The organism is uncultured Limnohabitans sp., assembly GCF_937889215.1.
Classification (GTDB): domain Bacteria; phylum Pseudomonadota; class Gammaproteobacteria; order Burkholderiales; family Burkholderiaceae_C; genus Limnohabitans_A.
This window is the reverse complement of sequence record NZ_CALBEX010000545.1, coordinates 1-5,804: the sequence shown is the minus strand read 5'-3', so window position 1 is coordinate 5,804 and position 5,804 is coordinate 1. Positions and strand designations below refer to the sequence as shown.

General features: G+C 63.0%; 7 protein-coding genes. 1 reads left to right on the top strand and 6 read right to left on the bottom strand.

Going from position 1 to position 5,804, the window contains the following annotated elements:
• A partial coding sequence (locus Q0341_RS13790; protein WP_299514445.1) for an NAD(P)-dependent oxidoreductase occupies positions 1 to 826 on the top strand: 826 nt, incomplete at its 5' end.
• Positions 827 to 840: 14 nt separating this feature from the next.
• On the opposite strand, the gene Q0341_RS13785 is transcribed toward Q0341_RS13790, so the two are convergent.
• The 6 genes from Q0341_RS13785 to Q0341_RS13760 form a co-directional block, all read right to left on the bottom strand.
• On the bottom strand, positions 841 to 1,758 hold the full coding sequence (locus Q0341_RS13785) for a DMT family transporter (protein WP_299514442.1): 918 nt from the start codon (positions 1,756 to 1,758) through the stop codon (positions 841 to 843).
• 4 nt (positions 1,759 to 1,762) lie between these two features.
• On the bottom strand, positions 1,763 to 2,746 hold the full coding sequence (locus Q0341_RS13780; RefSeq protein ID WP_299514439.1) for a 2-dehydropantoate 2-reductase: 984 nt from the start codon (positions 2,744 to 2,746) through the stop codon (positions 1,763 to 1,765).
• Positions 2,743 to 3,531, bottom strand: a complete 789-nt coding sequence (locus Q0341_RS13775; protein ID WP_299514436.1) for a class II aldolase/adducin family protein — start codon at positions 3,529 to 3,531, stop codon at positions 2,743 to 2,745. The genes Q0341_RS13780 and Q0341_RS13775 overlap by 4 nt, the downstream gene beginning before the upstream one ends.
• Before the next feature lie 39 nt (positions 3,532 to 3,570).
• The gene (gene hpaI, locus Q0341_RS13770; RefSeq protein WP_299514433.1) at positions 3,571 to 4,386 is read right to left on the bottom strand and encodes a 4-hydroxy-2-oxoheptanedioate aldolase; all 816 of its coding nucleotides are present in this window, start codon (positions 4,384 to 4,386) and stop codon (positions 3,571 to 3,573) included.
• A 167-nt stretch (positions 4,387 to 4,553) separates the two neighbouring features.
• Complete coding sequence (gene hpaH / locus Q0341_RS13765; RefSeq protein WP_299514448.1) at positions 4,554 to 5,369, bottom strand: 2-oxo-hept-4-ene-1,7-dioate hydratase; 816 nt, start codon at positions 5,367 to 5,369, stop codon at positions 4,554 to 4,556.
• 9 nt (positions 5,370 to 5,378) lie between these two features.
• On the bottom strand, positions 5,379 to 5,804 hold a 426-nt coding region (locus Q0341_RS13760; RefSeq protein WP_299514431.1), incomplete at its 5' end, for a 5-carboxymethyl-2-hydroxymuconate isomerase.

Sequence of the window (5,804 nt, the reverse complement as noted above, 5' to 3'; positions counted from 1 at the left end):
CCCCATGGCCGGCCATTTGGCCCGCGCCGGTCACCACGTCACCGTGTACAACCGCAGTGCAGCCAAGGCCACGGCCTGGGCCGCCGAATGCCCAGGCAACGCCACCGCGCCCACGCCGCGTGAAGCCGCAGCGGGCGTCGACATCGTGTATGCCTGCGTGGGCAATGACGCCGATTTGCGCAGCGTGGTGTTGGGGCCAGACGGCGCTTTTGCCGGCATGAAGCCCGGCGCGATTTTTGTGGACCACACCACGGCCTCGGCCGAAATTGCCCGTGAGCTGTACGCCGAAGCCCAAAAGCTGGGTTTGCACTTTGTCGATGCGCCGGTCTCGGGCGGTCAGGCGGGCGCGCAAAACGGTCTGCTCACCGTGATGTGCGGTGGTGATGCGGCCGCTTTCGATGCCGTCAAGCCAGCGGCCATGGCGTTTTCGCGTGCCTTTACTTTGCTGGGCGCATCCGGTGCAGGTCAGCTGGCCAAGATGGTCAACCAAATCTGCATTGCAGGCTTGGTGCAAGGCCTGTCAGAGGCGGTGGCCTTTGGCCAGCAAGCCGGCCTGGACATGCACCAGGTGCTGGACGTGATTGGCAAGGGCGCAGCACAAAGTTGGCAACTCGACAACCGCGGCAAGACCATGGCCGACGACAAGTTTGAGTTTGGCTTTGCGGTGGACTGGATGCGCAAGGATTTGGGCTTGGTGCTGGACGAAGCCAAGCGCAACGGGGCCCGGTTGCCGGTCACGGCGCTGGTCGACCAGTTTTATGCCGATGTGCAAAAAATGGGCGGCGGCCGTTGGGACACCTCCAGCCTGATCCGCCGCTTGCGCTGAATTTGTGATGAAGCTCAGGGCTTGCGCAAGCCCAGCCACAGCACGGCAGACACCACCACGGCCGCCCCCAGCAATTGCATGGGGGCAATGGCCTGGCCCAGCAGCGCCCAGGCCAGCACCAGCGCAAACACGGGCTCGACGTTCATGATGGCCGAGTTGCTCACCACGCCCAACTTGGGCAGCACGGTGAACATGATGGTGAAGGCGGTGCCATACAGAAAAGTCAGCAGAGCCAGGCCCCACCAGCCGGGCACAGCCTGCGGCCACTGAAAGCCGCCTTGCGTGAGGGCCACGCTCGCGGCCAACACGCCCACGGTGGCCATGGTGGTGAAGGTGCGCAGACGGCCGTCCACACCCACGGTCTCGTGCTGGGTGAGCACCAAGGCCAGGCCAAAAGTCGTCGATGCTGCCAAGGCAAAACCCACGCCAGCCCCGATTTCCCCCCAATGCCGCGCTGCGCCCAAACCCGAGGCGGCACCCAGCACGTCCAGTGCCAGGGCCAGCCCAGCCATCATCACTGGCATGGCCCACAGCACGGCGCGCTCGGGTTGGTGGCCGTACAAAATTTTGGCCCACAGGGCCGTGGTCAGCGGGTAAGTGTTGAAGGCCAGCAAGGCCAGTGCCACGGGCAAACGCGCCACCGCCGAATACAAACACACGCTTTGCACGGCGATCAGCAGGCCCACTGCGCCCAAGTATTTGCGTTGCCCGGGCTTCACGCGAAAGGCCACCTTTTGTTGCCACAAGATCAGCGCCACCACACAGGCGGTGACACCGCTGCGCACCGTCACCGCCGTGACCACATCCAACCCGTGGTTGAAGGCGGTGCGGGCGGCCACATGGTTGGCCCCCATCATGAATGCGATCAGCAGCAAGGTGGCAAATGCGGCACCGGTCAAACCGGGTGGCGAGGCGATGCGGGGTGAACTCATGCCCTCATTGTTGCGGGTACAGCCCCAAACCCCTGGCATGCAGGCGACTGAGGCCCAGCAAGGCATCGGTGAAGGGCGTGGCCACCTTGGTCAGCTGTCCCAACTCCCGCACCGAGGCCACTAGGGCATCGAGCTCGACCGGCTTGCCCGCGTCCACGTCTTGCAGCATCGAGGTGCGAAAGGCTCCCAGCTTGCGTGTGACGGCGTGGCGGTCTTCGGGCGTCTGCGCGATCGGGATGCCGATGCGCTCACCAATGGCCTTGGCCTCGAGCATGATGCGGGAGACAAAATCGCGCACCAGCGGATCGTCCAGGATCACGTTGGTGGTGGCTCCGGTGAAGGCGCTGATGGGGTTGATGGTCATGTTGCCCCAGAGCTTGTACCAAACGTCTTTCTGGATTTGGGGCGAGACCGTGGCGTTGAAACCCGCCTGCGCCAACAAAGCCCCCAGCGCCTGCACACGCGGCGTGTCGGTCCCACTGGGCTCGCCCACAATCAAGCCGTTGCCAAAGTGGTGCCGGATCACGCCGGGCATGTCGACCGAGCAGCTCGCGTGCACCACACAGCCGATGACCTGGGCTGCGGGAATGCGCTGCGCGATCGCGCCGGCAGGGTCTACCGACTCCAAAGTGGCCCCCGACAGCGCGCCCCCAAAGCCTTGCAAAAACCACCAAGGCACGCCATTCATGGCGGTCAAGACCACGGTGTCCGGGCCCAGCAAGGGGGCGATGTGGTGGGCCACTTCGGCCATGGCGGGGGCTTTCACTGACACGATCACCAAGTCTTGCACACCGAGGTCGGCCGGGTTCTCGCGGGCCACCAATGAGGTGTGCATGTCTTCGTCGCCTTGCCGCAGCAGCAAGCCGTGTTGTTGCAGGGCTTCAAGCGTGGCACCTCGCGCGACCGCGCTCAAGTTGCACCCTTGCCGGGCCAGGTGCGTGCCGATCCAGCCACCGATGGCGCCAGCGCCGTAAATACAGACTTTCATACTCGCCACCCCTTGTCTTGCCGGTCGACTTGGCGCACCAGCGATTGAAATACGTCTTGGCCTGCGCCGTGGTTCGGGTTGAACTGCAGGGCGTCCCTGGTGCATTGTTCGGCAACGGCCTTAGGAACCACAATGGGCTGGCCCATGCTGAAAGTGGCCAGCTGGATTTCGCAGGCGCGCTGCAAGGTCCAGAGCACCGCAAAGGTTTGCGCCAAGGTGTGGCCCCAAGCCAGCAGGCCGTGGTTGCGCAAGATGACGGCTTGTTTGTCGCCGATGCTGCGCAACAGGCGCGGCGCTTCTTCGGCGTGGATGGTGATGCCCTCGAAGTCATGGTAGGCCACCATGTTGTGCAGCTGGGCGCTGTAAAAATTGGTCTGCTGCAAACCGCCTTGCACACAGGCCACCGCCACGCCCGCCGTGGTGTGGGTGTGCATCACGCAATGAGCTCCGGCCAGGCCTTCGTGCACCGCGGCATGGACCGTGAAACCCGCCGGGTTGACGGGGTAAGGCGAGCCATCCAGCACGCGCCCTTGCACGTCGATCTTGACCAAATTGCTGGCCGTGACTTCGCTGTAATGCAGGCCAAAGGGGTTGATCAAAAACTGTTTCTCACCCCCCGTGACGCTGTCCGGCAGGCGCAGCGTGATGTGGTTGTAAATCATCTCGGTCCAGCCCAGCAGGGCAAAGACACGGTAACAGGCGGCCAGCTCCAGGCGGGCTTGCCATTCATCGGGGTGCACCCGCGCTTGCAGCGAGGGCACGACCGGTTGGGGGGCGGGGAACATCGTGGTTTCCTTGTTCATTGAATTGAGGTCAGATCCCAATTAATACGTTGCGCCTTTGACGGTTGCAGCAACAGGCAAGTTCGACTTGAAATGCGCCGCCAAATCGGTGGTGTGGCGCATCAAGAGTTGGGTGTCCAGGCCCACTGCCACAAACACCGCGCCCAGCGACAGGTAGTGCGCGGCGAGTTGGCGGTCGGGCGTGAGGATGCCGGGGGCTTTGCCTGCTTTCAAAATGCGGGCGATGGCGTCTTCGATGGCCGCTTGCACTTCGGGGTGCGCGGCGTTGCCCACATGGCCCATGCTGGCCGACAAATCGGCTGGACCAATGAACACGCCGTCCACACCCGGTGTGGCGGCAATCGCATCGAGGTTCTTCAGCGCTTCGCGTGATTCGACTTGCACCAAGAGGCAGACTTCTTCGTTGGCGCGCTTGAAGTAATCCGGATAGTGCCCCCAGCGCGAAGCCCGCGCCCCGGCCATGCCGCGCACACCGCCCTGCCCGTCGTCCTGCGGGTAGCGCATGGCCTGCACCAGCTGGGCGGCTTGCTCGGCCGTGTCGACCATGGGCACCAAGATGTTTTGCGCACCCAAGTCGAGGTATTGTTTGATGAGCGCTGTCTCTCCCACAGGCACGCGGCACACCGGGTGGCTGCTGGGGTAAGCGGCCAGGGTTTGCAGTTGGGCCTGGATGCTGCGCAGGTCGTTGGGCGTGTGTTCGCCATCGATCACCAGCCAGTCAAAGCCGGCCAAGGCGCAGATTTCGGCGGTGTAAGCGCTGGCCAGGCCCATCCAAAGGCCGATCTGGGGCTGTTTGTTTTGAAGGGCTTGTTTGAAAAGATTCACAGGCGTGTTCATGGGATATTTCCTCGTTTTAAAGGGATGAAGGCTCACAGGATGTTGGGGTCGGGGTGGCGGCTCGGGCGATGTGGCAAAGCGAAGCGCCTCTGAGCTCGGGTCGCCACCCCGGCCCCAACATCCTCCCGCTAACGCAAGACGAAGCCACTGCAGACGCATCCAAACGCTCAAACAAACCGAAACTCCAGTTTGCTCAGCGGCCCATAGTCCACATCAAACACATCACCCACTTTGGCCACCGCCGGTTTGGTGAACGAGCCGGCCAGCACGATTTCGCCTGCTTGCAGGTGCTCGCCCCACGGAGCCAGTTTGTTCGCCAACCAGGCGATGCCCACCGCCGGGTGTCCTTGCACGCCCGCCGCCAAACCGGTTTCTTCGACCACGCCGTTTTGTCGCAGTACCGCCCCGCACCACGGCAGGTCGGTCGTGAGCGGATCGACCCGCTTGGCCCCGAGCACGATGCCCGCATTCGCCGCGTTGTCGCTGATGGTGTCAAACACCTTGCGCATGACCTTGGTGTGGCGGTCGAATTGCTCAATGCGCGAATCGATGATCTCGATGGCGGGCGTGACGTAGTCGGTGGCGTCCAAAACTTGCTGCACCGTCACGTTGGGGCCGCGCAGCTCTTTTTTGAGGATGAAAGCCAGCTCCACCTCAACACGCGGCGCGATGAAAGCGGTGAAGGGGATGTCCAGCACTTGGCCGGGCGTGCAGGTGTAGCGCATGTCGTCCAGCAGCGTGCCGTAGTCGGGCTCGTCGATCTGGCTGGACACCTGCATGGCGCGGCTGGTCAGGCCAATTTTGTGGCCGATCAGGGTGCGCCCTTCAGCGAATTTGATCTGCATCCAGGCGCGGTTGATGCGGTAGCCGTCTTCGATGGTCATGCCCGGGTAGCGCTTGGAAAAGTGCTCAATTTGCACCCGGGATTTTTCGGACTGGTTCAGCTCGTGCGCGAGCTGCTGGATTTGGTCTTCGGTGAACACGGACATGTTTCAGGCCTTGTTGAAAAGCGGATGGAGGTTGCTGTGCTTGGCATCAAACACCTCGGGGCCGACATCAATTTGCAGCGTGATGCCGATGTGACGTTGGGCCATGACGGGGGCAAAAAAGGCCTTGGCCACTTCGAGCAAGGTTTGCCCAGCACGTTGCTGGGTGGCCTCGCTTCGGCCCCGGCCCATGCGCAGGTTGAGGTACACAAAAGCGTAGTCGCCCGTGCCTCCTGCTTCTCGCCCTGCTGCACCGCCATCGGCCACGGCATAGTGCGGTGCAGGATAGGCCAGTACACGCGTGCCGCCGGTCGGAAAGACCTGTTGGCCTTCCTCGTCCTTGACGGTGAGCATGGCATCGGCCATCTGGCGGCACAAGGTGGTCATGTTGACTTCAGCGTCAAGCTGGCCGGTGTAGAGGATCACGAGGTG